The sequence below is a fragment of the Streptomyces sp. NPDC001530 genome, from assembly GCF_042894545.1.
In the GTDB taxonomy this organism is placed as follows: domain Bacteria; phylum Actinomycetota; class Actinomycetes; order Streptomycetales; family Streptomycetaceae; genus Streptomyces.
This window is the reverse complement of record NZ_JBIAVS010000010.1, coordinates 123164-147362: the sequence shown is the minus strand read 5'-3', so window position 1 is coordinate 147362 and position 24199 is coordinate 123164. Positions and strand designations below refer to the sequence as shown.

At 70.7% G+C, this 24199-nt stretch carries 24 protein-coding genes; 9 read left to right on the top strand and 15 right to left on the bottom strand.

Annotated elements, in window-relative coordinates; translation table 11 throughout:
* Window positions 1-540 (top strand): peptide deformylase, encoded by a 540-nt coding sequence (def, locus tag ACFY0T_RS21625; protein WP_388872794.1) that lies wholly within the window; start codon window positions 1-3, stop codon window positions 538-540.
* 200 nt (window positions 541-740) lie between these two features.
* Here def and ACFY0T_RS21620 read toward each other — a convergent pair whose 3' ends face one another.
* Complete coding sequence (locus ACFY0T_RS21620; protein ID WP_388872791.1) at window positions 741-1385, bottom strand: TetR family transcriptional regulator; 645 nt, start codon at window positions 1383-1385, stop codon at window positions 741-743.
* A 168-nt stretch (window positions 1386-1553) separates the two neighbouring features.
* Between ACFY0T_RS21620 and ACFY0T_RS21615 the strand changes: the two genes are divergently transcribed.
* Window positions 1554-2780, top strand: a complete 1227-nt coding sequence (locus ACFY0T_RS21615) for an acyl-CoA dehydrogenase family protein (protein ID WP_388872788.1) — start codon at window positions 1554-1556, stop codon at window positions 2778-2780.
* 80 nt (window positions 2781-2860) lie between these two features.
* Here ACFY0T_RS21615 and ACFY0T_RS21610 read toward each other — a convergent pair whose 3' ends face one another.
* From ACFY0T_RS21610 to ACFY0T_RS21600, 3 genes are read right to left on the bottom strand one after another with little or no spacing between them, the layout of a single operon-like run.
* Window positions 2861-3382: a cupin domain-containing protein gene (locus ACFY0T_RS21610; protein ID WP_388872785.1), complete on the bottom strand. Its 522-nt coding sequence runs from the start codon at window positions 3380-3382 to the stop codon at window positions 2861-2863.
* Window positions 3383-3389: 7 nt separating this feature from the next.
* Window positions 3390-4604, bottom strand: coding sequence for a cytochrome P450 (locus ACFY0T_RS21605; RefSeq protein WP_388872782.1), 1215 nt, complete (start codon window positions 4602-4604; stop codon window positions 3390-3392).
* 5 nt (window positions 4605-4609) lie between these two features.
* Entirely contained in the window at window positions 4610-5674 is a 1065-nt protein-coding gene (locus tag ACFY0T_RS21600; RefSeq protein ID WP_388872779.1) for a type III polyketide synthase, read from the bottom strand.
* A gap of 173 nt (window positions 5675-5847) precedes the next feature.
* On the opposite strand from ACFY0T_RS21600, the gene ACFY0T_RS21595 reads away from it, so the two are divergent.
* Complete coding sequence (locus tag ACFY0T_RS21595) at window positions 5848-6597, top strand: transcriptional regulator (protein ID WP_388872777.1); 750 nt, start codon at window positions 5848-5850, stop codon at window positions 6595-6597.
* 7 nt (window positions 6598-6604) lie between these two features.
* On the opposite strand, the gene ACFY0T_RS21590 is transcribed toward ACFY0T_RS21595, so the two are convergent.
* The 5 genes from ACFY0T_RS21590 to ACFY0T_RS21570 all read right to left on the bottom strand — a co-directional run bounded on the left by ACFY0T_RS21590 (window position 6605) and on the right by ACFY0T_RS21570 (window position 11457).
* Complete coding sequence (locus ACFY0T_RS21590) at window positions 6605-6844, bottom strand: DUF6213 family protein (RefSeq protein ID WP_388872775.1); 240 nt, start codon at window positions 6842-6844, stop codon at window positions 6605-6607.
* Between the two features lie 24 nt (window positions 6845-6868).
* On the bottom strand, window positions 6869-8263 hold the full coding sequence (locus ACFY0T_RS21585) for an NADP-dependent succinic semialdehyde dehydrogenase (protein ID WP_388872773.1): 1395 nt from the start codon (window positions 8261-8263) through the stop codon (window positions 6869-6871).
* Window positions 8264-8466: 203 nt separating this feature from the next.
* The gene (locus ACFY0T_RS21580) at window positions 8467-8931 is read right to left on the bottom strand and encodes an NUDIX domain-containing protein (protein ID WP_388872770.1); all 465 of its coding nucleotides are present in this window, start codon (window positions 8929-8931) and stop codon (window positions 8467-8469) included.
* A complete protein-coding gene (locus ACFY0T_RS21575) occupies window positions 8928-10466 on the bottom strand; it encodes an ATP-dependent DNA ligase (protein WP_388872767.1) in 1539 nt (512 codons plus the stop codon). The genes ACFY0T_RS21580 and ACFY0T_RS21575 overlap by 4 nt, the downstream gene beginning before the upstream one ends.
* Before the next feature lie 52 nt (window positions 10467-10518).
* Window positions 10519-11457, bottom strand: a complete 939-nt coding sequence (locus tag ACFY0T_RS21570) for an NAD(P)/FAD-dependent oxidoreductase (protein WP_388872764.1) — start codon at window positions 11455-11457, stop codon at window positions 10519-10521.
* Window positions 11458-11535: 78 nt separating this feature from the next.
* Between ACFY0T_RS21570 and ACFY0T_RS21565 the strand changes: the two genes are divergently transcribed.
* The 6 genes from ACFY0T_RS21565 to ACFY0T_RS21540 all read left to right on the top strand — a co-directional run bounded on the left by ACFY0T_RS21565 (window position 11536) and on the right by ACFY0T_RS21540 (window position 16878).
* Window positions 11536-12138 carry a helix-turn-helix domain-containing protein gene (locus ACFY0T_RS21565; RefSeq protein WP_388872761.1) on the top strand — a complete coding sequence of 201 codons (603 nt, stop codon included), beginning with the start codon at window positions 11536-11538 and terminating at the stop codon, window positions 12136-12138.
* A 130-nt stretch (window positions 12139-12268) separates the two neighbouring features.
* Window positions 12269-13246 carry an NADPH:quinone oxidoreductase family protein gene (locus ACFY0T_RS21560; RefSeq protein ID WP_388872759.1) on the top strand — a complete coding sequence of 326 codons (978 nt, stop codon included), beginning with the start codon at window positions 12269-12271 and terminating at the stop codon, window positions 13244-13246.
* A complete protein-coding gene (locus ACFY0T_RS21555; RefSeq protein ID WP_388872756.1) occupies window positions 13243-14451 on the top strand; it encodes an acyl-CoA dehydrogenase family protein in 1209 nt (402 codons plus the stop codon). The genes ACFY0T_RS21560 and ACFY0T_RS21555 overlap by 4 nt, the downstream gene beginning before the upstream one ends.
* Window positions 14448-15533, top strand: a complete 1086-nt coding sequence (locus tag ACFY0T_RS21550; protein ID WP_388872753.1) for an acyl-CoA dehydrogenase family protein — start codon at window positions 14448-14450, stop codon at window positions 15531-15533. Before ACFY0T_RS21555 ends, ACFY0T_RS21550 begins: the two co-directional genes overlap by 4 nt.
* Window positions 15534-15717: 184 nt before the next feature.
* Window positions 15718-16581 carry a phosphatidylinositol-specific phospholipase C/glycerophosphodiester phosphodiesterase family protein gene (locus tag ACFY0T_RS21545; protein ID WP_388872750.1) on the top strand — a complete coding sequence of 288 codons (864 nt, stop codon included), beginning with the start codon at window positions 15718-15720 and terminating at the stop codon, window positions 16579-16581.
* Between the two features lie 102 nt (window positions 16582-16683).
* Window positions 16684-16878: a hypothetical protein gene (locus ACFY0T_RS21540; RefSeq protein WP_362516147.1), complete on the top strand. Its 195-nt coding sequence runs from the start codon at window positions 16684-16686 to the stop codon at window positions 16876-16878.
* Between the two features lies 1 nt (window position 16879).
* On the opposite strand, the gene ACFY0T_RS21535 is transcribed toward ACFY0T_RS21540, so the two are convergent.
* From ACFY0T_RS21535 to ACFY0T_RS21510, 6 genes are all read right to left on the bottom strand, one after another.
* Complete coding sequence (locus ACFY0T_RS21535) at window positions 16880-18112, bottom strand: phosphodiester glycosidase family protein (RefSeq protein WP_388872748.1); 1233 nt, start codon at window positions 18110-18112, stop codon at window positions 16880-16882.
* Between the two features lie 74 nt (window positions 18113-18186).
* Window positions 18187-18543: a DUF779 domain-containing protein gene (locus ACFY0T_RS21530; protein ID WP_388873428.1), complete on the bottom strand. Its 357-nt coding sequence runs from the start codon at window positions 18541-18543 to the stop codon at window positions 18187-18189.
* Window positions 18544-19010: 467 nt separating this feature from the next.
* On the bottom strand, window positions 19011-20366 hold the full coding sequence (locus ACFY0T_RS21525) for a flavin monoamine oxidase family protein (protein ID WP_388872746.1): 1356 nt from the start codon (window positions 20364-20366) through the stop codon (window positions 19011-19013).
* A gap of 176 nt (window positions 20367-20542) precedes the next feature.
* Entirely contained in the window at window positions 20543-21982 is a 1440-nt protein-coding gene (locus tag ACFY0T_RS21520) for a cytochrome P450 (protein WP_388872743.1), read from the bottom strand.
* A gap of 4 nt (window positions 21983-21986) precedes the next feature.
* Window positions 21987-23078: a terpene synthase family protein gene (locus ACFY0T_RS21515; protein ID WP_388872740.1), complete on the bottom strand. Its 1092-nt coding sequence runs from the start codon at window positions 23076-23078 to the stop codon at window positions 21987-21989.
* Window positions 23075-24181, bottom strand: a complete 1107-nt coding sequence (locus ACFY0T_RS21510; RefSeq protein WP_388872737.1) for a polyprenyl synthetase family protein — start codon at window positions 24179-24181, stop codon at window positions 23075-23077. The genes ACFY0T_RS21515 and ACFY0T_RS21510 overlap by 4 nt, the downstream gene beginning before the upstream one ends.
* Between the last annotated feature and the right edge of the window lie 18 nt (window positions 24182-24199).

The following is a 24199-nucleotide window of genomic DNA, read 5'->3' as shown; positions in this document are numbered from 1 at the left end:
ATGCGACACGGTTCCATCCCGGGCACCCACGGGCGCGTCCGGCCCCTCACCCTGCTCGGCGACCCCGTCCTGCACACGCCGTGTGAAGAAGTCACGGACTTCGGTCCCCAACTCGCCGGGCTCGTCGAGGACATGTTCGCGACGATGTACGCCGCGCAGGGTGTCGGCCTCGCGGCCAACCAGGTCGGTGAGTCGGTCCGGGTCTTCGTGTACGACTGCCCGGACGACGAAGATGTCCGCCACGTGGGGCATATGGTGAACCCACGCCTTGTCGGGGCGGATGGTGTGGTGCTGCGCGGGCCGGAGGGCTGTCTGTCGCTGCCCGGCCTGGAGGCGGGCACCGAGCGGTACGACCATGCGGTCGTCGAGGGGTTCACCGTGACCGGCGAGCCGGTGAGCGTGCATGGCACCGGCTGGTTCGCGCGGTGCCTGCAACACGAGTGCGATCACCTCGACGGTGGGGTGTACGTGGACCGGCTCACCGGGTGGCGGCGCCGGCGGGTCATGCGGCAGGCGGCGCGGGCGTCTTGGGGCGGCTGAGACCGTCCTTCGCCCGCCGGCCGGTTGCGGCTGGTCGCGCCCGCGCGGCGGAGCCGCACGATGACACAGCCCCGCGCCCCTTTCGGGGCGCTCAGTCTTGTCGGTCGGCCGCGGGCCGGTTGCGGCTGGTCGCGCCCGCGCGGCGGAGCCGCATGACGAACAGCCCGGCGCCCCTGACGGGGCGCCTCCGTTGCCCTGGGTCAGAACCCCGGACCGCCGATCTTGTCCCCCGCCGCCGCCAGGCGACCCCACAGCAGATCAGCCAGACTCCGTACCAACTCGGCCCGAGAACACGGCCGTTCCCCCAGCCACCAGTCCCCGGCGGCATGCATCATGCCGACGATCCCGTGCCCCCACACCCGCGCCAGCTGCTGGCTGCCGGGCCCGAGATCCACCCGCTCCTCGATGACCTCGGCCAATTCCTCGCCCATGCGCCGCAGCAGAGGAGCCGAATGCTTCCCCACATCGAACCCCTGGTCGCCCGGCTGGCCGCCCTCCGCCGGATGCATCAGGAACCGGTACACCTGTGGGCGTGCCTCGATGGCCGCCAAATATGTGTCGAGCGTCGACTCGACCCGCTCCCGGCGCTCCGCCGGAGCGTCCAGCGCGGCCCGCAGCGCTTCGAGGAGTGCGTCGGTGTGCCGCTTGGCGAGCGCGGCGTAGAGCCCGCCCTTGTCGCCGAAGTGGCGGTAGAGGATGGGCTTCGTGATGCCCGCCTCTGCGGCGATGGCGTTCATCGAGGCTCCGGGACCGTCGCGGAGCACCACCCGGTCGGCGGCTTCCAGAAGCTCGCGCCGGCGGCGGTCGGCGGACCTCTGCTGGTCGGTCCGCTGTGTGGTGTCCATGTGCTCTCCCCACCCGTGGTGATTCGGTGACGCCTGCGCAAACTAACACTCAACGGCGTATGCGTATCGAACGGGCTGCCGAGCAAGGCTCGGGAGTTGACTTTTCCTACCGGCGAGTAACACACTCCAGTTACCGCAAGTAACACTTTAGCGCAGCCTGGAGGGGACATGGCCGAGTTCACCATGGAGCTCAACGACGAACAGAAGGAGGTCCGGGACTGGCTGCACGGCTTCGCCGCCGACGTCATCCGCCCCGCGGCCGCCGAATGGGACGAGCGCGAAGAGACTCCCTGGCCGGTCATCCAGGAAGCCGCGAAGGTCGGCATCTACTCCTTGGACTTCTACGCCCAGCAGTACTTCGACCCCACCGGTCTCGGCATACCGATGGCCATGGAGGAGCTGTTCTGGGGCGACGCGGGCATCGCCCTCTCCATCGTCGGCACCGGCCTCGCCGCCGTGGGCGTCCTCGCCAACGGCACCGAGGAGCAGATCGGCACCTGGATCCCCCAGATGTACGGCGATGCCAACGATGTCAAGGTCGCGGCCTTCTGCTCCTCCGAGCCCGACGCCGGCTCCGACGTCGCCTCCATGCGCACCCGTGCCGTGTACGACGAGGCCAAGGACGAGTGGGTCCTCAACGGCACCAAGACCTGGGCGACCAACGGCGGCATCGCCAACGTCCACGTCGTCGTCGCGGTCGTCGACCCCGAACTCGGCTCCAAGGGGCACGCCTCCTTCATCGTGCCGCCGAACACGTCCGGCCTGTCCCAGGGCCAGAAGTTCAAGAAGCACGGCATCCGCGCCTCGCACACCGCCGAGGTCGTCCTGGAGAACGTCCGCGTTCCCGGCTCCTGCCTCCTCGGCGGCAAGGAGAAGCTCGACGAGCGCCTGGCCCGTGCGCGGGAGCGCGCCAAGGCGGGCGGTGAGCGGGTGAAGAACGCGGCGATGGCCACGTTCGAGGCGAGCCGCCCGGCGGTGGGTGCCATGGCGGTGGGTACCGCTCGGGCCGCGTACGAAGTAGCCCTCGACTACGCGAAGACGCGTGAGCAGTTCGGGCGGCCGATCATCGACAACCAGGGGGTTGCCTTCCAGATCGCGGACATGCGTACGTCGATCGACGCGGCGCGGCTGTTGGTGTGGCGGGCCTCATGGATGGCGATCAACGGGAGGCCGTTCACCGCGGCCGAGGGGTCCATGTCGAAGCTCTTCGCCAGTGAGACCGCGAAGAAGGTGACCGCGCAGGCGATTCAGATCCTGGGTGGTAACGGCTACACCCGGGAGTACCCGGTGGAGCGGATGCACCGGGATGCGGCCATCTACACGATCTTTGAGGGTACGAGTGAGGTCCAGCGTCTCGTGATCGCCCGGACGCTGTCGGGGATGCCGATCCGCTAGGGGATCCACGCTTCGACGCGGGCTGCGGGCCGTATGTGGCTGGTCGCGCAGTTCCCCGCGCCCCTGACGGGGCGCTCCAGCTAGCGGTGTTTGAGTGGTGTGAGTTGCTCGATGTCGTACCTCGCCCGCAGTTCCTCGATCGCCGCGTGGTCCGGTGGACCCCCCGTCCCCAGGATCTCCAGCAACTCCTCGAAGTACCGCTCGTGGTCCGGCGGTGGTGAGGCCTGGAAGAACATCTTCGCCGGGGTCTCCGTGGGGTTGGAGAAGGCGTGGGGGCAGCCCGGGGGGATGACGATCACCGTGCCCGGGGCCGCCCGGACCACGCGGCTGCCCGAACGGGACTCCCACTTCTGCCAGTTGTCGGGGGTTCGGACCCGCGGCTCGAAGGCGAGCACGTCCAGCTCGCCTTCGAGCACGTAGAACAGCTCCTCGCTGCGTGTGTGCACATGGGCGCCGACGTCGAAGCCGGGCGGGACCACCACCTCGAAGGTGGACGCCGTGCGCGAGTGCGAGCCGGTCACCTTGAACGTCACGTGCTGGGCGGGCGTCTGCACCACGCGGCCGTGACCCGGCGGCACGAGCAGTCCTTCGGATGCTGTCATCGGGCGCTCACCACGTCACGGGCAGGGCCTCGGGACCACGGATCAACGCGCCCTTCTTGAAGGGAACTTGATCGGGCGGTACGGCGAGCCGCAGCCCCGGCAACCGGTCGAGCAGTGCGTCGACCATCAGCTCGGACTCCAGCCTGGCCAGCATCCCGCCCGGGCAGTAGTGCGGGCCGAAGCCGAACGCCACATGCGGATTGGGGCTGCGTGAGAAGTCGATGGTCTCCGGGTCGGGGAAGACGTCCGGGTCACGGTTCGCGGCCAGGTACGACACGTAGATCGCGTCGCCCGCCCGGATCCGTACGCCGTTGATCTCCACGTCCTCCATCGCGATCCGCGACAGCCCGACCGCGCTGCGGTGCGGGATGTAGCGGATCAGCTCGTCGATGGCCTGGGGGCGGATCTCCGGCTCGGTCCGCAGCCGTTCGGCCAGGTCGGGGCGGGTCAGCAGGATGTAGAACAGCTGGCCGCTGTTGTTGGTGACCGCCTCGCCGCCGATCTGGAGGAGTACGGCGAGCCCGACGGCCTCGTCCAGTGTGATCCCGTCCTGGCCCAAGGCGGCGCCCAGTAGCGAGGTGACGTACTCGCCGGTGCTGTCGTGTCGCTCGCCGATGAGCTTCGCGAAGTACGTGCTCATCTCGTCCTTGGCCTTCTCGCTGACCTTGGCGCCGTGGGAGGAGGACAGGATCAGCTGGGTCCAGGTGTGCATGGCCTGCCGGTCGGTGGCAGGGACGCCCATCAGCTCGCAGATGACCGCGATGGGGAAGGGACTGAGGACCGTCGCGGTGAGGTCGGCCGGCGGCCCTTCCTGGATCAGCTCGTCGACCAGCTCGTCGAGCATCCGCCGGGACTTCTCCCGCACCCGCTCCACGCCGCGCGCCGTGAAGGCGGCGGCCACCGCGCGGCGCAGCCGGGTGTGGTCGGGCGGATCCAGGAAACCCACCGCGCCGCGGGCCGGAATGAAGTGCGGGGCGAGCCGGGTGACCTGCCGGTCCATGACCGCCTCACGGCTGAACCGGGGGTCGTTGGTCACCATGCGCACGTCGTCGTGCCGCGTCACCAGCCACGCCCAGCCCTCGCCGTTGAGGAGCTGGATCCGGGTGACCGGGCCCTCCCGCATCAGCTGCGTGAGGACCGGGTCGAAGTCCACGCCCGTCAGGTCGACGGCGGGCCAGTGGCGGACGGGAGGCAGTGCCTCGGCGATCGTGTCGTCGCTCATGGCCCTCACGCCGTCCCGTCGCCCGTGTCGTGCCAGCTGCCGAGGGCCATCTCCGCGGTGATGCCGGGGCCGAACCCCGCCAGCAGTCCGCGCGCGTCGTGCTCGGCGCCGCCCTCGTCGAATAGCCGGCGCAGCGCGTCCAGCACGACGGCGCTGGCGATGTTCCCGTACTCGGTGAGCGTGGCCCGGCTGAACCGGAAGGCGTCCGGCGGGACCTGGAGGAACTTGCTGAGGTCGTCGAGGATCCTGGGGCCGCCCGCGTGGATGATGTAGAAGTCCAGGTCGGAGGCGTTCCAGCCGTGCTGCCGCGCGAGGGCCTGGAGGGCGGGGGCGAGCGGCTCCATCGTCCCGGGCACCCGCTTGTCCAGCAGGAAGTGGAAGCCCGTGGCCCGGACGTCGTACATGATCCACTCTTCGGTCTTGGGGATCAGGTACGAGCCGTTGCGCTCCAGATTGATGCCCGTGCCGCCCCTGCCACGGACGGCCGCGGCGGCTATGCCGTCGCCGAAGAGTCCGTTGGAGAGCAGCGAGCCGACGCCGAGGTCGGTCGGCTGGTAGCAGAGCGAGCAGAACTCGCAGGCCACGATGAGTGCGTTGGCGTCGGGGTACGCCGTGCAGAAGTCGTGCGCCCGGTTGATCGCGGCACCGCCGGCCGCGCAGCCCAGCTGGGCTATGGGTATCTGCCGGGTGTCGCTGCCGAAGCCCATCGAGTTGATCAGCCAGGCCGTGAGCGAGGGCATCATGAACCCGGTGCACGACACGTAGATGATCACGTCGATGTCGGTGGTGAGCAGCTCGGCGTCGTCCAGCGCCCGCTGTACGACGGCGGGAACGCGGGCCTTGGCCTCGCTCTCGTAGACCTTGTTCCGTTCCTCGAAGCCCGGGTGTTTCAGCGTCTCCTCGATGGGCTGCACGATGTGCCGGGTGGCGACGCCGGTGTTCTCGATCAGGCGGAGCGCCAGAGGCAGTTGTGGGTGGTCGGCGTGACGTGAGCGACACAGCTCAAGCGTCTCCTCCATCGTGATGACATGTTCCGGAACCGAGACCGAGGGTCTGCACAAAGTCGCCATGGAACGCGCCTTCTTTCCGCCTTCCGGGGAACTCTTCGTCCCCCGGTGGTCCACCCACGATCACCCGTCCGAGCGGGGATATCTCGTCGGATTACTCCATTGCGGGGAACTTTGGGATGGCGTGGGACCCTGGTGGAAAGGGCCCCGGGACCGCCGAACCTAAGGAGTGCGCGATGACGCGGACGGCCAGGGAACTGCTGGAGAGCACGACCGTGAAGCTCGCCCCGGACCCGCACGGCAACCGGCTTCTGCCCTTGATCGCCCGGGGCGCGGCGCAGCGCTCCACCCTTGCCGCGCTCGCGCTCGAACAGCGCCAGGTGATCGCCTCGGACCGCAGGGCGTTCCTGCACCTGGCCGAACGGTCGGCCGCCGGCGACGAGGCGGCCGCCGAACGGTCGGCTGCCGGCGACGAGACGTCCGCTGCCGGCGCCGGGACCTCGGCCGCCGCCCCTGAGAGTGCCGCTTTCTTCGCCATGCTTGCGGAGGGTGAGGCGCTGGCCCAGGATCGGCTCGGTGCGTTCGCCGCCGCGGTCGGGGCCGACGAGGCGCGGGCGGCCGGGTACGAGCCGCTCACCGACTGCCAGACCTATCCCGCGTACGTCGCCTGGCTCGCCCTCAACGGTGCGCCGGCCGACGTGGTGCTCGCGCTCAGCGCCAACTTCGCGGCGTGGGGCGGCTATTGCGAGACGATCGCCCAGGCCCTGCGCCGCCACTACGGCTTCGACGACGAGGCCTGCGGCTTCTTCGACTTCTTCGCCGAGCCCGCGCCGGACCTGGAGCACAAGGCACTGGCCGCTGTGCAGGCGGGACTCGACAGCGGACAGGTCTCGGAAGACGTGGTCCACCACTACGGACGGCTGCTCCAGGCGTACGAGGCGCAGTTCTGGCACGCCCTGTGGGAGCTGGACCAGCGCGTGGCCTGACGCGCAGTCAGTCGGCCGTGGTCCCGCTGCTGTGCGCGATGCAGGCCACGTCGATGCGGTCGGCGAGCTTGGCGAGTTCGATCGTGAGCGCCGCCACCGTGTCCTCGTCGAGCCCGTCCTGGCCGGCCTCCACCAGATGCAGCCACCGGCCGCCCACCGTGCGCAGCATCTTGCTGACGTCGGCGGCCGCCACCTGCAACGTGCCGCGGTCGTCGACGATCAGAGGCAGGGTCACTTCGCGGTTCACAGAGGGATCGTAGCTGCGGAACGCTTACGCCCCGTGCCATACGGTGGTGATGTTGCAGAACTCGCGGATTCCGTGCCCGGACAGCTCACGTCCGTAGCCGGACCGCTTTTCCCCGCCGAACGGGAACGCCGGATGGGACGCCGTCATCCCGTTGACGTACACGCAGCCCGCCTCCAGATCACGGACGAACCGGTCCACCTCGGTCCCGTCGCGCGTCCAGACGTTCGAACTCAGCCCGAACGGGGTGTCGTTGGCGAGAGCCACCGCCTCGTCCAGGTCGGCCGCGCGGTAGAGCGTGGCGACGGGACCGAAGGCCTCCTCGTGGTGGATGCGCATCTCGGGGGTGATGTCGGCGAGCACGGTCGGCGCGTAGTACCAGCCGCGGTCCCGGAAGCCCTCCGGGCGTTCGCCGCCGCACAGGACGGTCGCGCCGCCCTCCACTGCGTCGTCGACCAGCTCCTCCAGGTCGCTGCGGCCCTGCTCGGTGGAGAGCGGGCCGACGTCCGTGTCCTCGTCCAGCGGGTCGCCCACCTTCAGGGCCCGCATGCCCGCCGTGAACCGCTCGGCGAAGGCGTCGAACACATCGGTGTGCGCGATGAACCGCTTGGCGGCGATGCATGACTGCCCGTTGTTCTGCACCCGCGCCGTCACCGCGATCTTCGCTGCCCGGTCGAGGTCCGCCGACGGCATCACGACGTACGGGTCGCTGCCGCCCAGCTCCAGGACCGTCTTCTTGACCTCGTCCCCGGCGACCGAGGCGACGGCCCGGCCCGCGGGTTCACTTCCCGTGAGCGTGGCCGCCTTGACGCGCGGGTCGCGCAGGATGCCCTCGACGGCGCCCGAGCCGATCAGCAGGGTCTGGAAGCAGCCCTCGGGGAAGCCCGCCCGGCGGAACAGGTCCTCCAGGTAGAGGGCGGTCTGCGGCACGTTCGAGGCGTGCTTGAGCAGGCCCACGTTGCCCGCCATCAGCGCTGGCGCGGCGAACCGGATCACCTGCCAGAGCGGGAAGTTCCACGGCATGACGGCCAGGACCGGGCCCAGCGGCCGGTAGCGCACGAGGACGCGGGAGGCGCCGGAGTCCTTGACGTCGGAGTCGGCGGGCTCCTCGTCGGCGAGCAGTCCCTGGGCGTGGTCGGCGTACCAGCGCATCGCCTTGGCGCACTTTGCGGCCTCCGCATGCGCCTGCTTGACCGGCTTGCCCATCTCCGTGGTCATCACCCGGCCGATGTTCTGCTGGTCCTCGTCGAGGAGGTCGGCGGCCTTGTGGAGCAGCCGCGCCCGCTCGGCGAAGGATGTGGCGCGATGGGTACGGAAGGCGGCCTCGGCGGCCGCGAGCCTGCGCTCGATCTCCTCGGCGCCCAGGGCGTCGTACGTCTTGAGTGTCTCGCCGTTCGCCGGGTTCACCGTCGCGATGGGCATGGCCGACCTCCTGAAAACGGGCTGTACTTCGACCCTCCCGCGCGGTACCCGACACCGCAACGCGGAATGCGCCTCTCAGCCCGCCGTCTCGGCCCGCAGGCCCTGCCTCGGGCCCGAGGGCTCCGGCTTGGCCCGAAGGCTCTGCCTCGGCCCGAGAGCTCCGGCTCGGCCTGAGGGGTCCGCCGCAGTCCGAGGGCCCCGCCTCAGCCCCACTCCTCCGCGAGCCGGTCGAGGAACTCCGCCTGTGCCTCCACGATCAGCTCCCGGGCCCGGTCCAGGGCGAGCCACTCCACCCGGTCCAGCTCGGGGAACTCCTGCCGACGGCCCGATTTCGGCGGCCACTCCATCTCGAAGGTGCCGGCGACCACGGCCGCCGGGTCGAGGTCCGCCTCGATCGCCCAGGCCGTGACGACCTTGCCGTTGGTCTGTGTGACCTCGCCGAGCGCGATGGCCTCGCCGTCGGGCGGCGGCAGCCCGAGCTCCTCCTGGAACTCGCGGCGCGCCGCGTCCCAGGCGGTCTCGTCGGGCTCGTACTCGCCCTTGGGTACGGTCCAGGCCCCGGCCTCGCGCCGCGCGAAGAACGGCCCGCCCATATGGCCGAGCAACACCTCCAGATGGCTGTCGGTGTGCCGGAACAACAGCAGTCCCGCGCTGCGCTTCCCGCTCACGGGGTGACCTCCGGGTGTGCGGCGAGCAGTGTCTCGACGGTGTCGGCCTCGGCCGGGGTCTTGTCCTCGCGGTAGCGCACGACACGGGCGAAGCGGAGGGTGACGCCGGCCGGGTAGCGGGTGGACCGCTGCAGACCGTCGTACGCGATCTCGACGACGAGTTCGGGTCGTACGCTCACCACGTAGCCGTTGTCCTCGACGGCCAGCTCCTGGAGCCGCTCGGTCTGCCAGTTCAGCATCGCGTCGGTCATGCCTTTGAACGTCTTGCCGAGCATGGCGAAGGACCCGTCCGCGGTGCGGGCGCCGAGGTGCAGGTTGGACAGCTTGCCGGTGCGCCGCCCGTGGCCCCACTCGGCCGCGAGCACCACCAGGTCGAGGGTGTGTACGGGCTTGACCTTCAGCCAGGAGGCCCCGCGCCGGCCCGCGCTGTAGGGGGCGTCGAGGGCCTTGACCACGACGCCTTCGTGGCCGCGTTTCAGGGTGTCGGCGAGAAACCGCTCCGCCTCGGGGAGGTCCGCGGGGCCGTCGACGAGCGCGCGCCGCACCCGCATCGGCTCGGGCACGAGCCGCGCGAGCTCGGCGTGCCGCTCGGTGAACGGCAGATCGAGCAGATCCTGGCCGTCGACGGACAGCGCGTCGAAGAAGACGGGGGAGACGGGCATGGTCCGCGCGGCCGTGGCCACGTCCACGCGCGAGCCCACGCGCCCGGCCGTCTCCTGGAAGGAGCGCGGCCGCCCCTCCGCGTCCATGGCGATCACCTCGCCGTCCAGGATGAACCGCTCGCCCTTCAACTCCAGCGCCGCGGAGGTGAGTTCAGGAAGCCGGTCGGTGATGTCGTCGAGGGTGCGGGTGTAGATCCGTACGTCGTCGCCGTCGCGGTGCAGTTGTACGCGGATGCCGTCGAGCTTCTCCTCGACGGCACACGCGCCCAGCTTCTCGACCGCTTCGGACACGGACCCCGCCGTGTGCGCCAGCATCGGCAGCACCGGGCGGCCGACGGTGAGCCGGAAGTCGTCCAACGCCTCCGGGCCGTGCGACAGCAGTGCCTCCGCCACCGTCTGCAGCGAACCGGCGAGCATCACCGCCCGTCGTACGTCCGCGCCGGGCGCGCCGGTCGCCTCGGCGAGCCCCTCGACGGCCACCGCGTCCAGCGCGCCCTGCCGTACCTCGCCGCTGATCAGCCCGAACAGGAAGCGCTGCTCGGCCTCGGTGGCCGCCGCCATCAACTCGCCCATCAGACGCGTCCGTTCGGCCTGGGAGCCGGTGCCGGTGACCGCGCCGAGCGCCGTCAGTCGGGTGTCCACCTCCCGCACGGTCAGTGAAGGCTCGGGGGCCGGCGGGACCGGCCGGCTGAGGATCTTCCAGCCGATGCCGAGCCGCCCCTGTGGCAGACGGCCCGCCAGATACGGAATGACGATCGGCACGTCGTCGGCCTCCGCGTCCCGGAACAGCTCCGCGAGCAGCGCGATCTTCCGGGACCGCGCCGAGGTGGCGGCGACCTCCTGGGACACATCAGCGAGCCGGCTCAGCAGCATGCAGCCATGGTGCAACGGAGGCGCGCGGTCCACACCCCCAAGGCGACGGGCCCTATGCGCGGGTGGCGGCCGCGTCGAGGTCCGCGAACAGCAGCTCCCCGTTGAGCGTGGCCGCCGCCCGGTATCCGCCGCTCGCCGCGTTCACGACCTGCTCGGCGAAACCGATCGCGTTGCCCGCGGCCCACACACCGGGCACAGTCGTCAGCCCCGTCTCGTCGACCACCGGATACGTGCCGAACGGTGTCTCCCGCAGCTCGGCGCCCAGCCGCTCGAACAGACCGGTGCGCGGGACGGCGCGGGGTGCGACGAACAGCACCGAGCGGTCGTACGTCGTGCCGTCCGCGAGGCACACCCCGGTGAGCCGGTCGTCGTCGACCACCAGCTCCGCGACCTCGCCGGGCACCACGACGACCCCGGCGGCGGCGAGCCGGCGCAGATCGTCGTCCGACAGCTCGCCCTCGCCGACCGTGTGCAGGAACAGCGTCACGTCCTTCGACCACTGGCTGACCATGAGCGCCTGGTGCACGCTCATCGGGGTGCTCGCCAGCACGCCGAAGGCCTGGTCGCGGACCTCCCAGCCGTGGCAGTACGGGCAGTGCAGTACGTCCTTCCCGAACCGCTCGGCCACCCCCGGCACCGTCGGCAGTTCGTCGTCCAGCCCGGTGGCGACGATCAGCCGGCGCGCGTGCACCGTGCGCCCGGCCGCCAACGTCACCTCGAACTCCCCGGCGCCGTCCCGGACCACGTCCACCGCACGGTCCCGGACGAGCTCGACCCCGTACCGCTCGATCTCCCGCCGCCCCGCGGCGAGGAACTCGGCGGGCGGCATGCCGTCCCGGGTCAGATAGCCCTGCATGTGCGCGGCGGGCGCGTTGCGCGGTTCGCCGGCGTCGACGACGAGTGTGCGGCGGCGGGCGCGCCCCAGGACGAGCGCGGCCGACAGCCCCGCCGCGCCGCCGCCGATGACTACCGCTTCGTATGTCTCGGTCATGGTGACCACCTCCACCGAGAAGGTCTCCCGAGCATGGCGGGATTGACAAACGACTTTGCCGATTCTGCAATAGGAGGCATGAGTGACGAGGCGGAGACGGATCGGGTGGATCAGACGGATGAGGTGCTGGCCGAAGTCGGCCCGCGGCTGCGGCGGATCCGGAAGGAGCGCGGCGCGACGCTCGCCGGGTTGTCCGAGGCGACCGGCATCTCCGTGAGCACGCTGTCGCGCCTGGAGTCCGGCCTGCGCAAGCCCAGCCTGGAGCTGCTGCTGCCGATCGCCCGGGCCCACCAGGTGCCCCTCGACGAACTGGTCGGGGCGCCTCAGGTGGGTGATCCGCGGGTGCGATCGAAGCCGATCGTGCGGCATGGCCGTACGTACTGGCCGCTCACCCGGCAGCCCGGCGGACTCCAGGCGTTCAAGGTGCTCGAACCGCAGCGGACGATGGAACCGGAACCGCGCACGCACGAGGGTTACGAGTGGCTGTACGTGCTCTCGGGGCGGCTGCGGCTCGTGCTCGGTGACCATGACGTGGTGCTGGGCGCCGGGGAGGCCGCCGAGTTCGACACCCGCGTACCGCACTGGTTCGGATCGACGGGGGAGGGGCCCGCGGAGTTCCTGAGTCTGTTCGGGCCGCAGGGGGAGCGGATGCATGTGCGGGCGCGTCCCGCCCGTTCATGAGGAGCGCGTCCCGCACGCTCATGAGAAGCCTGGCTGTCGCGTGACGTACGCGACTGTTCCCTGATGGGCAAGCGACCGCTTAGTATGCGATCGAGCCCGGTCAGACAGAGCAGTCCCGTGGAGGCCCCGCATGCAGGCATGGCAAGTGCACCAGCTCGGCGAACCGAGCGAGGCGATGCAGCTCCAGGAAGTGGAGCGTCCGCAGCCCGGTGAGGGCCAGGTCCTGCTCAAGGTGCGCGCCGCGAACATCAACTTCCCGGACGCGCTGATGTGCCGGGGGCACTACCAGGTCAGGCCCCCGCTGCCGTTCACGCCCGGCGTGGAGATCTGCGGCGAGACCGAGGACGGACGCCGGGTGCTCGCCAACCCCGCGCTGCCGTACGGCGGTTTCGCCGAGTACGCCGTCGCGGACGCCCGCGCGCTGCTGCCCGCGCCCGACGCCCTCGACGACGCCGAGGCGGCCGCCCTGCACATCGGCTACCAGACGGGGTGGTTCGGTCTGCACCGCCGGGCTCATCTGGAAGCCGGCGAGACGCTGCTCGTCCACGCTGCCGCCGGAGGGGTCGGCAGCGCGGCCGTGCAGCTCGGCAAGGCGGCCGGCGCGAGGGTCATCGGCGTGGTCGGCGGGGCCGACAAGGCCGCCGTGGCACGGGAGCTGGGCTGCGATGTCGTCATCGACCGGCGCACGCAGGACGTCATCGCCGCCGTGAAGGAGGCGACCGGCGGCCGGGGCGCCGATGTGATCTACGACCCCGTGGGGGGTGAGGCGTACGCCCAGTCCGCCAAGGTCGTCGCCTTCGAGGGCCGGATCGTCGTCGTGGGCTTCGCGAGCGGGACGATCCCCAGCCCGGCGCTGAACCACGCCCTCGTGAAGAACTACTCGATGCTCGGCCTGCACTGGGGCCTGTACAACACCAAGAACCCGAAGCTGATCCAGCACTGCCACGAGCAGCTCACCGAACTGGCCGCGCGGGGCGCGATCAAGCCGCTGGTGAGCGAGCGGGTGCCGCTCGCCGGTGCCGCGGCGGCCGTACAGCGGGTCGCCGACGGTGTCACCACGGGGCGCGTCGCCGTGGTGCCCTCTCTCGAGAACGGAGCAGCCGCATGACCGACGCCGCACACGAGGGCGGTGCACTCGACGCCGCTGAACTGCGCCGCCGTACGCGGGAACTGCTGGCAGCCCATCCGCCGGCGACGACCGAGCGGGTGGACTTCCTGAAGGCCCGTTTCGACGCGGGCCTCGCCTGGGTGCACTACCCCGAAGGCCTCGGCGGACTCGGCGCCCCGCGCACCCTCCAGGCCGTCGTGGACGCCGAGTTGGAGGCCGCGGGAGCGCCCGACAACGACCCGCGGCGCATCGGCATCGGCCTCGGCATGGCCGCGCCGACGATCCTCGGCTTCGGCACGGAGGAGCAGAAGCGACGCTTCCTCAGGCCCCTGTGGGTGGGCGAGGAGGTGTGGTGCCAGCTCTTCAGCGAGCCGGGTGCCGGGTCGGACCTGGCCGCGCTCGGCACCCGCGCGGTCTGCAATGGCGACGACTGGGTCGTCAACGGGCAGAAGGTGTGGACCTCCAGCGCCCACCTGGCCCGCTGGGCGATCCTTATCGCCCGCACCGACCCGGACGTGCCCAAGCACCGTGGCATCACCTACTTCATCTGCGACATGACCGACCCGGGCGTCGAGGTGCGGCCGCTGCGCCAGATCACCGGCGAGGCCGAGTTCAACGAGGTCTTCCTCACCGACGTACGCATCCCGGACAGCCGCCGGCTCGGCGAGATCGGCGACGGCTGGCGGGTCGCGCAGACCACGCTCATGAACGAGCGCGTCTCCATCGGCGGCATGCGCATCCCGCGCGAGGGCGGCATGATCGGCCCGGTCTCCAAGACCTGGCGCGAGCGCCCCGAGCTGCGCACCCATGATCTGCACCAGCGGCTGCTGAAGCTGTGGGTCGAGGCCGAGGTCGCCCGGCTCACCGGCGAACGGCTGCGCCAGCAGCTCGTCGCGGGCCAGCCCGGGCCCGAGGGCTCCGGCATGAAGCTCGCGTTCGCCCGGCTCAACCAGGAGATCAGCGGCCTGGAGGTCGAACTCCTCGGTGAGGAAGGCCTGTCGTACGAGGACTGGACGATGCGCCGACCGGAACTGGTCGACTTCACCGGCCGCGACGCCGGCTACCGCTACCTCCGCTCCAAGGGCAACAGCATCGAGGGCGGGACCAGCGAGGTCCTGCTGAACATCGTCGCCGAACGCGTCCTGGGACTGCCGTCCGAGCCGCGCACCGACAAGGACGTCGCCTGGAAGGACCTGGCTCGATGACCGATCTGCTCTACTCGGAGGAGGAAGAGGCGCTGCGCGCCGCCGTCCGCGACCTCCTCGCCGACCACTGCGACGCGCCGGGCGTCATCGCCCGCACGGAGTCCGAGACGCCGCACGACCCCGAACTGTGGAAGGCGCTCTCGGACGGGATGGGCCTGGCGGGTCTGCTCGTGCCCGAGTCGCAGGGCGGTCAGGGCGCCACCCACCGCGAAGTCGCCGTGGTTCTCGAGGAGTTGGGGCGCGCGGTCGCTCCCGTGCCGTATCTCACGAGTGCCGTGGTCGCCACGGAGGCGCTGCTGGCCTGCGAGGGGGAGGACGCCGCGGAGCTGCTGGCCGCGCTGGCCTCCGGCCGTACGGTCGGGGTGCTCGCCGTCTCCTTGGCGACCGCTCCGGACGCGCTGTTCAAGGCCGTACGTCATGAAGACGGTTCCCTGTACGGGGAGTTGACCGGAATCGCGGACGCGGCAGCTGCCGATGTGCTGCTGGTTCCGGCGGAGGACGGCGGGCTGTACGCGGTGGATGCTGCTGCGGTGACGGTCATTTCGCAGGTGTCCCTGGACCTGACCCGGCCGGTCGCGAAGGTCACCTTCGACGGAGCGCCTGCGCGGCGTGTGACCTCCGATGCCCCGACGGCCGTACGACGTGCTCTGCGCGCCGGGGCCGGACTGCTCGCCTCCGAGCAACTCGGTCTCGCCGACTGGTCGTTGACGGAGACCGTCCGCTACCTGAAGGAGCGCAAGCAGTTCAACCGGCCCGTCGGCGGCTTCCAGGCGCTCAAGCACCGGCTGGCACAGCTGTGGCTGGAGGTCGTCAGCCTCAGGGCCGCCGCCCGCAACGCGGCCGACGCGCTGGCAACCGGTGAGGATGTCGATGTGGCGGTCGCCGTCGCCCAGGCGTACGCGGCGCCCGTGGCCGTGCACGCAGCCGAGGAGGCGCTGCAACTGCACGCCGGCATCGGCATGACGTGGGAGCACCCCGTCCACCTCTACCTGAAGCGGGCCAAGGCCGACTCGATCGCGTACGGCACGGCGGGCGGCCACCGCGAGGCACTGGCCGAACTGGTCGACCTCCAGGCGCCCTGACGTACACCTGAGCAAAGCTCGCGAGAAGTCCGCCCCACCTGGGGCGGACTTTTTCGTGTGCTCCGCTCCCGTGAAGTGAACTCACGGCGGCAGTCCGGCCAACTCCGCGCACAGCACTGCTACTTGCCCCCTGGCAACCGCATACTCGCTGTCGTCCCGTACGGCACATCCAGGGAGGCAGAGCATGGCCCTCACCACCCGCCGCAGAGCCCTCACCACCCTCGGCGCAGCCCTGGCCGGCTCCGTCGCGCTGCCCGCCGCGTACGCGCGGGCGAGCGAGAGGGGGCACGGCCCGCGCCCGCTGTGGCGTGCGCACGCGCACAACGACTACGAGCACCCGCGCCCCCTCTTCGACGCCCTCGACCACCGCTTCGGCAGCGTCGAGGCCGACATCTACCTCGTCGGGGACCAGCTCCTCGTCGCCCACGACCCCGTCGACCTCGACCCGACGCGTACCCTCGAATCCCTCTACCTCGAACCCCTCGCCGCCCGGGTCAAGGCCAACCACGGCTCGGTGTACCGGGGTTACCGCAGGTCCCTGCAACTTCTCATCGATATCAAGACCGAGGGCTCGTCGACGTACCTCGAACTCGACCGCCATCTGCGCCGCTACCGGCACCTGTTCACGACCTACGCGCACGGCCGCGTGTACCCCGGCGCGGTCACGGCCGTGATCTCCGGCGACCGGGCCGCCCGTACGCCCATGGAGGCGCAGAGCGTGCGGCGCGCCTTCTACGACGGCCGGCTCGCCGACCTCGGCAGCGCGGTCCCCGCCTCCTTCATCCCGCTGATCTCCGACAACTGGACCCTCAACTTCACCTGGCTGGGAGACGGCCCGTTCCCCGACGCCGAACGCCAGAAGCTGCGCGGCATCATCGCGGCGGCGCACACGCGCGGGCAGAAGGTCCGGTTCTGGGCGACGCCCGATCTCGCGGGCCCGGCCCGTGACGCGCTGTGGGGCGAACTGCTCGCCGCCGACGTCGACTACCTCAACACGGACGACCTGGCCGGCCTGGAGATGTTCCTGGACGTCCACGACCGGGCGTAGAACCACTCGTTCGGGGGACGCGTCAGCTGCCCGGATGAACCCTCCGCTACGCCACACTTGCGGCCGAACGCCGCGAAGCGGACGTGGCGGAGGAGGTTCACGATGGCCATTTCCATCTCTGTGGTGCTGCTGCTCCTGATCCTGGCGGTGGTCTTCCTGCGCAACGGCGCGCTGAAGATCTCCCACGCCCTGGTCTGCGTCCTGCTCGGCTTCTACCTGGCCAGCACGAGCATGGCCCCGACCATCCACAGCGGGCTCACGGCGACGGCGGACATCGTGAGCAGCCTCAGGCCGTGACTCACGGTCGTGAGAACACGCCGATGCCGTTCGGGACGGGGCGTTCGGCGCCTCCGCTGGGGTGGTTGAGGACGCTGACGGTGTCCGCCCCCGGCTCCCGCGCGACCATCGTGCTGGAGCCCCCGCCGTCGAGGCTGAAGGCATCCTCCGAGCCCAACTCCCGCATGGTTTCCGTCACTTCGGCGATGGTGAGTCCGCTGCGGAACTCGGGCGCGCCGTCCAGGGCGAGGAGCAGCAGGCGGCGCCCGCCGTCCGAGTAGCCCACGGCGGTCCGTACCGCCGAGGCCGTGTTGTCCAGGCCGGGCAGCGGCGAGCCGTCGACGAGCAACGGGTAGCCGCCGAGCGCGAAGCGATACGGGACCCTGCTGGCCTCCGCCACCAGACGGTGCCGCACCCCGACCTGCTCGCCCACGGACAGCTTCCGCAACTGCTGGGCGCCCGCTTCGCGGCCCACCAGCACCGTGGTGCCGGGAGCGATGGGGCCGCTGCCGGGTGTGTTGGCCGCCGACACGACCTTTCCGCGTTCGACCGTCACCTCATAGGTGTCGGCACTACAAGGTGCCGCCCGGTTGATGTCCGTGCCACAGGTCGCCCGCACCCGGGACACACTGCCCCAGTCCGAGGTGAACGCGCCGATCGAACCCTCCGGCAGCGCGTACTGATTGAGCCCGCCGAGCGGCCACCGCCCCTCGTGACTGCGTACGGAACCATCGAGGGCCAGACTGTCCAGCCGGGCCCTGCGGTCGACGCCCACGCCGAGCACGTCCTCGGTGGTCGTGCCGGGCGGCAGGGCGGGCCCGAAGCGCTGACCGTTCGGCACCGCCGCCTTGAGTTCGTGCCCGCTCGCGATCGCCGGGCCCACCGTCGCGCCCGTCGCCTCGACCCCCGGATGCTGGGTCTCCGTGATGTTGAAGAAGTCGCCGTTGACACCGGCGACGGCGCCCCGGGAGTCGGCCAGGTGGGAGACCGGCGCCCGGGACGCCACCGCTCCGGGATACAGGAGGTCGACCCGCACCCGTGGATTGCGCAGATCGACGCTCAGCACATGTGCGTGCGCCACACCTTTGGCGGCCGGGATGTCCAACTCCGTGTACTCGACGCCGGGAGCGACAGCCGTACTCGTGGCGCCCTCCACGCCGCTGGCCGGTGCCGCCCCCAACAGGGCGGTCCCGGCCAGCGCACTCGTCGCGACAACCGTCAGTGCCGTTCTGAAACGTCCGCTGAGACGCGTCACCGTACCCCCTGATGTCTGTCAACTCTCCCAGGACTCAAGGGGAGTGCATCAGATGGCGGTGGCCGTGCCCATGGCTAGGCGCCGACGACGCGGGAACGGATCAGAAAACGCACTCCTTCGGGTGCTTCGAGCGAGAAGCCGCTGCCGCGGCCCGGCACCACATCGACGATCAGACGGGTGTGGCTCCACACCTCGTACTGGCTCTTCGACATCCAGAACGCCACCGATTCCTCGACCCCCTCGACCTCGAGTTCGGCGAGCAGGATGTCGGAGCCGCCGGTACGGAACTCGCCGTCCGGGTAGCACATGGGCGCGCTGCCGTCGCAGCAGCCGCCGGACTGGTGGAACATCAGCGGTCCGTGGACCGCCCGCAGCCGCCGCACCAGTTCGGCGGCCGCGGGGGTCAGCTCCACGCGCGGGACGACGTGCATCAAGGCGATCTCCCTCTTGTTGCGGCCCCTGACGTTCCTGACTCAGCTGACCACGTGCCACGTTGCAAAGGCGTTGCACCCAGATGCAAAGGACTTGGGGCGGCACGTTGGTTGAGGTCCCCCCGCCTCTATCTCGATGTACCGAACGTGCGGACACCATCAAGGACGCAAGGAGCAGAGAGCCGTTACCAGGAACACAACAGGCAACCCGAATGGGGGAATTGGGGTAGAGCCACGCCGTTGGGGCCCCGGACAGGGACCGTGATCAGCGGCCTGCCCGGGCAACGCCCAGGCAGGCGCCTTTCCGTGCTGCTAGAAGAACCCGAGCTTCTGCGCGGAGTAGCCGACCAGCGGTGCGCCCCCGCTCCCCGCGCAGTACGCGCCGTCCCACCCGCTGGGCTGTCATGGGTGGCGGATCTTCGGTCGGTCCTCTACCCGCAATGGGCGCCCCCGAAGGGGCGCCGGGATCAGCTCGTGGCCAGGACTTCGCGGGCCGCTCGCTCGCCGGAGCGCACCGCCCCCTCCATCAGTCCGTGCATCAGCGTCGCCGACTCCGTACCCGCCCAGTGGATCCGACCCACGGGCTCGCGCAGCGCACTGCCGTAATTCGTCAGCGCGCCCGGCGGGAAATGGGCGACCATCCCGCCCAGCGACCACGGTTGGTCGGACCAGTCGGTCTCCAGGTATGCGGTGGGACGGCGCGCCGCGGGGCCGAAACGCTCGGCGAGCGCGTCCAGCCAGACATCCTGCCGCTCCTTGGGATCCAGGCGACCCAGCCGTACGGCCCAGGCCCCGAACGCGTAGCTGCTCAGCACACCCGGCTGCCCCGAACGCGGAGTCTGGTCGATGGTGATCGGGACGGGCGACTGAGGCGCGAGCGTCTGCCCCGACAGCTGCTGCCCCCTCCAGAACGGCTCGGGGTACTCCGTGTGCACCCGGATGATCGTCCCGGGCACCACCCGTTGCCGCAGGTGACTGTGCGCGGCGGGCAGCGGCGGGTCGAAGAAGATCCGACCGGCGAGCACGGGCGGAGTGGCCACGATGACCCGTCGTGCCCGTACGGCGAGCGCATCGGAGACGACCTCCACACCGGTGGTGTTCTGAACGATCCGCCGGACCGGGCTGGACAGGTGCACCGCCGCGCCCAGGCGCGCGGCCATCCGCCGGGCCAGTTCGGGGGCTCCGCCGTCCACGAGGTGGGATTCCGTCTTCCGCGTCTCGGTGTAGTAGCCGAAACCACCGCCGCCACGTGCCAGGACGAGTGCGCCCAGCAGCGAGACTTCCGCCGGGTCGGCGCAGAACAGCAGATTCATCGTCGACCTGAGGAGGGTGTGGGCGGTGGCTGAGGGCACGTTGAGCGGCTGGGAGAGCCACTGCCCGAGCGTGCGGGCATCCCATGCCCGTGCGTGCCGTGCCTGCCAGGGGGCGTCCACCGGAAGTCGCCGGGCCATCAGGTTCAGACGCAGGAACGCCAGCCCGAGTGAGGCGAGTGCCGCCGGGCCGGTCTTGGGGATGCCGCCCCGGTAGCGGTGGTTGAGGCCGTCGAGGCGAACGATGTGATCGCCCTCGTCGTACTGCGGATACACCTCGAGCCCCAGCTCGCGGCAGAGCTGGAACATCCGTTCCTGGCCCTTTCCCAGCCACGTACCGCCCACGGAGACCGCGGTGCCGTCGGGCAGCTCCCGGTTCCAGACCCGCCCGCCCACCCGGTCCGCGGCCTCGAGTACCACGACCTCACGCCCGGCCTCGACCAGCTGCCGCGCGGCCGCCAGTCCCGCGAATCCGGCGCCCACGACGCACACGTCCGCCGTCACCTGCTCCATGACCCACCTCCACGGTGCAGCCTCGCTTGCCGGGGCTCGCAGCGCCTGGTGGGTGATCCGGCCGAGCGACGCATCGCGCTTCTCTGTTGTGCGAGCCGAGGGAAACCTCGGCCCGCACAGCTGTGTCGCGCGAGCGGTGTCGTGTCCGGAAGCTGCCCTCGGGACGTCTCGGGTTCCTACTGATCCGCGGCCCGGCGGCTGCTCACCTGCGACCGCGCCGGGCGGTGCCGTCGCTGGGGGAGCATGAGGAGCGGGCCGGGGCTCAGGGCCGCTTTGGGCTTCGGCCGGATCGTCGCGCCTGGTACGGGCCTCAGCTGCCAGCGTGCGCTGACGGCGGCCAGCGCGAGCGTCGCTTCGGCCATACCGAAGGCGTCACCGATGCATTTGCGGCTGCCCGCGCTGAAGGGCAACAGAGCGCCGCGCTGCGCCGGCGACACGCGCTCGGGAAGCCAGCGGTCGGGGTCGAAGCGCCCCGGGTCGGGGAAGACACCGGGGTCGCGGCCGAGGACGTATGGGCTGAACAGGATGATCGTGCCGGGGGGTAGCGGTTGTCCCGCCAGTTCGGTCTCGGCGGTGGTCGTCCGGGTGAGGATCCAGGCGGGCGGAAACAGGCGCAGGGCTTCGGTGACGGCGCGCCGGGTGTAGTCGAGCTCGGGCAGATCGGAGAAGGCGGGCATCAGCCGTCCGCCGAGGACGCGGTCGACCTCGTCCTGCACCTCCCGTTCCGCCTCCGGGTGCCGGCCCAGGAGGTGGAAGGCCCAGCCCAGGGCGCTCGCGGTCGTCTCGGTTCCGCCGATCAGCATCGTCATGACCTGGTCGCGGATCTCGTCGTCGGTGAAGCGCTTGCTGCTCTCCTCGTCCTGGGCACCGATCAGGATCGACAGCACGTCCTCGTTCTCCGACCCGGCACTCCGGCGGGCCCGGACGGTCTCGTCGATGATCGCGCACAGCCTCGCGCGTGCCCGGTCGAACCGCCTGTTCTCCGGGGTGGGGAGCCTGTGCAGCGGCCCGATCGGCGCGATCATGCGCCGGTAGACGCCTTTGAAGATGACGGGCAGACAGTGCTGCACCTCGGCGACGGCGCGGCTGTCCATCGTCGTCGAGAGCAGCGTGCGCATGGTGACGCGGATCGTGAGGGCATGCAGCGCGGCATTGAGGTCGACGGCGCGGTCCGCCTCCCATGCCGAGAGCACGGCGTCGACCTCTTCACACATCACACGGGCGTACGACGCCATCCGGCCGGTGTGGAAGGCGGGTTGTACAAGCCGGCGCTGGATTCGGTGCTCCGCCCAGCCCGAGGTGACCAGGCCGTTGCCCACCAGCAGCCGGGCCGCGTCGAACAGCGGGCCGCCCTTGTCGAACGTACGCGGGTCCAGCAGGACCTGCTGGACGAGCTCGGGCCGACAGACCAGGTAGGCCCGTAGCGGGCCGAGACGCACCTCGACCAGGTCGCCGTGGGCCGGCAGGGAGGTGAGGAATTGCAGCGGTCGGCGCAAGAGGGGTATCGCGTGGCCGAGAAGGGGGAGCCCGCCGGGCGCGGTGCCGGTCGCCGTCGGCGGGGCGATGCCCCGTGCCGGCAGTCGGAACCCCGGCCATGTGGGTCGGATCGCAGTCACCGCTTCAGCTCCTCGTCATGGAAGGCGCGGGCCGGCCCGTGCCGACTGCGAGCGAGGCGTCGGCATCGGGGTCATGGCCGGAGTGTGGCCGGAATCGGGTGACGGGATCGGTGAGGCTGATCCAGCCCGACGTGGAGCCGTCCCAGACGTAGCCGTCGCCGAAGTAGCGGGGCGTGAGGTACTCGAATTCCTGGCTGCCACCGATGACGTGGTCCAGTCCGCGCAGGTAGCCGCGGATGTCCGGGCGCGAGCCGTGCGGCCCGTCCAGCAGCCGGTCCCGTGCCGCGAGATAGGCCTTCTCATGGTGCTCGACCAGCCCACAGAGCTGGTCGACCGACTGCTGCAGACCGAGCCCCTCACGCTCGATGAGCACGCGGACCAGTGTCATCTTGTCCCCCTGGGCATGCTCCTTGCGCCACGACAGCAGATCGTTGACGATGATCATCTGCCGCATTCCGTGCGTGTGGACGTCCGTGAACAGCGAGTCGAGGGCGGTCATGTCGACCTCGGCCGCGTACTCGGTCATCAGCCGGATGAAGTCGCAGCCGAAGCTGTTCATGCGCACGGCCATACACGTCTCGTAGTCCGGCACGCGGTCCGTCAGCTTGAAACCGATCTCGGTGGCGCACCCGTGCAGAAACGCCTCCAGAGCATCGGCGAACCGCCGGATCTGCGCGGGGGAGAGCCCCGGGCTGATGCGTCGCCAGAGCTCCTTGCCCGCACGGGCGTACGGGAATTGCTCGCTGCCGTCCGGGCCGCCGTGGAAGTCGGTCATGATGCCGGCGAACACCTCGCGGGCGTCGGACTCGTCGGCTCCCAGCGCCGAGCGGTCCGAAACGGCGCTGTCTATGACGGTGACGTACTGGTACCAGTCGGTGACGTCGAGCGCCCGCCGCTCGCTGGCGTCCGGCACGGTCAGGGGCCCGTACAGGCCGTTGCGCTGGCGGAGGAAGAAGAGCAGATCCTCCTCGCGTATGAAGCAGCTGCCGAGCAGGCGGCGCACCCAGCCGTTGGACCGGAACTCGATCTGGGCGGCCTTGGGGTGGTAGGCCACGGGGAGCAGCCGGGGCAGTTCGGGCAGGTAGATCTCGGTCATGACGTCCTCGCGGAGAGTGCGAAAGCGAGTTGGCGCAGGGCAGCGGTGGCGGACTGGGGGAAGGCGGCGCGGTCGAGGGCGGACAGCGCACGGCGGCAACGGCGGGCGATCATGCGCTCGACCGTGAGGCGGGCGCCCGTGGCCTCCAGTACGACCCGTACGGCGTCGGCCTGCTCCTCGGTGAGGTCGGGACGCCCCACCAGAGCATGAAGGAGCCGGAGTTGCACGGGGTCGGCCCGTGCGCCGGCAAGGGCCATCAGGACGGTGCACTTGCCTTCCCGGAAGTCGTCGATGGCCGGCTTCCCGGTCGCCGCGGGGTCGCCGAAGGCTCCCAGGAGGTCGTCCCGGAGCTGGAAGGCCTCCCCGATCGGGAGGGCGTAGGCGGTGCAGGCGTTGGCGACCGCGGTGGCACAGCCGGCCAGCGCGCCGCCGAGGTGCAGCGGGCGCTCGACGGTGTACTTCGCGGTCTTGAAGCGGATGAGCTCCAGGGCGTGGGCGAGATCGCCGATCGGCCTGCCGACGCCGAGGAGGTCGAGGTACTGGCCGAACACGACCTCGGTACGCATCGTGTCGATCACCGGGAGGGCCGCCCGCAGCTGGTCGGGCGTGAGACTCGTGTGCAGCAGTTCGTCGGAGAGGGCCAGGGCGAGGTCGCCGAGCAGGACGGCCGCGTTCCGCCCGAACTGGTCGGCGTTGCCGGGGCCGCCGCGGCTCCGGTGGAGGTCGGCCAGCGACCGGTGGACGGTCGAACGCCCCCTCCGCAGGTCGCTGTTGTCCATGACGTCGTCATGGATGAGGGCGAAGGTGTGGAACAGCTCGAGCGACGCCGCGACCCGCACCACCGGCTCCGGATCTCCGCGGCCTCCTGCGGCGTACCAACCGCAGATACACATCACCGGCCGGACCCGTTTGCCGCCGGCGAAGAGGAATCCGTGCAAGGTGTCGATGAGTTCTCGTAACGCGGGTGCCGCAGAGCGGCGTTTGGCCGCCAGTAACTCGGTGAGTACCGCATCGACCGCCTGCCGGACGTCCCTCAGGTCCGGTGCGGCGTCGGTGAGGGCGATCAGGGAACGGCCGTCAGCACCCGTTGCAGCGATGAGCATTTCCCCTCCCGGGGAGCG

What these genes read in the sequence shown, in the direction of transcription:
- def (WP_388872794.1), top strand. Translation starts at nt 1, where the DNA reads ATGCGACACGGTTCCATCCCGGGCACCCACGGGCGCGTCCGGCCCCTC.
- ACFY0T_RS21620 (WP_388872791.1), bottom strand. Translation starts at nt 1,385, where the DNA reads ATGGACACCACACAGCGGACCGACCAGCAGAGGTCCGCCGACCGCCGC.
- ACFY0T_RS21615 (WP_388872788.1), top strand. Translation starts at nt 1,554, where the DNA reads ATGGCCGAGTTCACCATGGAGCTCAACGACGAACAGAAGGAGGTCCGG.
- ACFY0T_RS21610 (WP_388872785.1), bottom strand. Translation starts at nt 3,382, where the DNA reads ATGACAGCATCCGAAGGACTGCTCGTGCCGCCGGGTCACGGCCGCGTG.
- ACFY0T_RS21605 (WP_388872782.1), bottom strand. Translation starts at nt 4,604, where the DNA reads ATGAGCGACGACACGATCGCCGAGGCACTGCCTCCCGTCCGCCACTGG.
- ACFY0T_RS21600 (WP_388872779.1), bottom strand. Translation starts at nt 5,674, where the DNA reads ATGGCGACTTTGTGCAGACCCTCGGTCTCGGTTCCGGAACATGTCATC.
- ACFY0T_RS21595 (WP_388872777.1), top strand. Translation starts at nt 5,848, where the DNA reads ATGACGCGGACGGCCAGGGAACTGCTGGAGAGCACGACCGTGAAGCTC.
- ACFY0T_RS21585 (WP_388872773.1), bottom strand. Translation starts at nt 8,263, where the DNA reads ATGCCCATCGCGACGGTGAACCCGGCGAACGGCGAGACACTCAAGACG.
- ACFY0T_RS21575 (WP_388872767.1), bottom strand. Translation starts at nt 10,466, where the DNA reads ATGCTGCTGAGCCGGCTCGCTGATGTGTCCCAGGAGGTCGCCGCCACC.
- ACFY0T_RS21570 (WP_388872764.1), bottom strand. Translation starts at nt 11,457, where the DNA reads ATGACCGAGACATACGAAGCGGTAGTCATCGGCGGCGGCGCGGCGGGG.
- ACFY0T_RS21565 (WP_388872761.1), top strand. Translation starts at nt 11,536, where the DNA reads ATGAGTGACGAGGCGGAGACGGATCGGGTGGATCAGACGGATGAGGTG.
- ACFY0T_RS21560 (WP_388872759.1), top strand. Translation starts at nt 12,269, where the DNA reads ATGCAGGCATGGCAAGTGCACCAGCTCGGCGAACCGAGCGAGGCGATG.
- ACFY0T_RS21555 (WP_388872756.1), top strand. Translation starts at nt 13,243, where the DNA reads ATGACCGACGCCGCACACGAGGGCGGTGCACTCGACGCCGCTGAACTG.
- ACFY0T_RS21550 (WP_388872753.1), top strand. Translation starts at nt 14,448, where the DNA reads ATGACCGATCTGCTCTACTCGGAGGAGGAAGAGGCGCTGCGCGCCGCC.
- ACFY0T_RS21545 (WP_388872750.1), top strand. Translation starts at nt 15,718, where the DNA reads ATGGCCCTCACCACCCGCCGCAGAGCCCTCACCACCCTCGGCGCAGCC.
- ACFY0T_RS21540 (WP_362516147.1), top strand. Translation starts at nt 16,684, where the DNA reads ATGGCCATTTCCATCTCTGTGGTGCTGCTGCTCCTGATCCTGGCGGTG.
- ACFY0T_RS21530 (WP_388873428.1), bottom strand. Translation starts at nt 18,543, where the DNA reads ATGCACGTCGTCCCGCGCGTGGAGCTGACCCCCGCGGCCGCCGAACTG.
- ACFY0T_RS21525 (WP_388872746.1), bottom strand. Translation starts at nt 20,366, where the DNA reads ATGGAGCAGGTGACGGCGGACGTGTGCGTCGTGGGCGCCGGATTCGCG.
- ACFY0T_RS21515 (WP_388872740.1), bottom strand. Translation starts at nt 23,078, where the DNA reads ATGACCGAGATCTACCTGCCCGAACTGCCCCGGCTGCTCCCCGTGGCC.
- ACFY0T_RS21510 (WP_388872737.1), bottom strand. Translation starts at nt 24,181, where the DNA reads ATGCTCATCGCTGCAACGGGTGCTGACGGCCGTTCCCTGATCGCCCTC.